The following is a 388-nucleotide window of genomic DNA, read 5'->3' on the forward strand; positions in this document are numbered from 1 at the left end:
TAAATACAGCAGGACTTGTGGATAGTTTTCAGATTGGTAAAACAAATCTAAGTACCACAGAACGGACTAAAGTAACTGTAAACTTCAGTGAAAAAGATGGACTTAGGCTGAAGCCTGGAGACACACTAACATTAACACTGCCTCCAGAATTAAAAGGATTAGATAGAGAGTTTCCATTAAATGACTATGGCACTTGTAAAGTTACAGCAGGTACTGTGGTATGTACATTTAATGATAAAGTGGATACATATGAAGATATTCAAGGGTATTTAAACTTTTTCGTGGAAGCTACTAATGTAGGAACGGATCAAAAGAAAGAGATTGAAACTAATTTCGGTACAACTGTAGATAAGCAGTCTGTAACAATTACCGGTCCAAGTAGTGGTGG

The 388-nt window shown here is 36.3% G+C and carries 1 protein-coding gene; it reads left to right on the plus strand.

Annotation, left to right across the window (positions count from 1 at the left end; genetic code table 11):
- Positions 1-388: Ig-like domain-containing protein (locus BAU27_RS06970; RefSeq protein ID WP_071770474.1), on the plus strand; the 388-nt coding region annotated here is incomplete at both ends.

It is taken from the genome of Bacillus sp. NH11B (assembly GCF_001884205.1).
Taxonomy (GTDB): Bacteria; Bacillota; Bacilli; order Bacillales; family Bacillaceae_G; genus Bacillus_A; species Bacillus_A proteolyticus.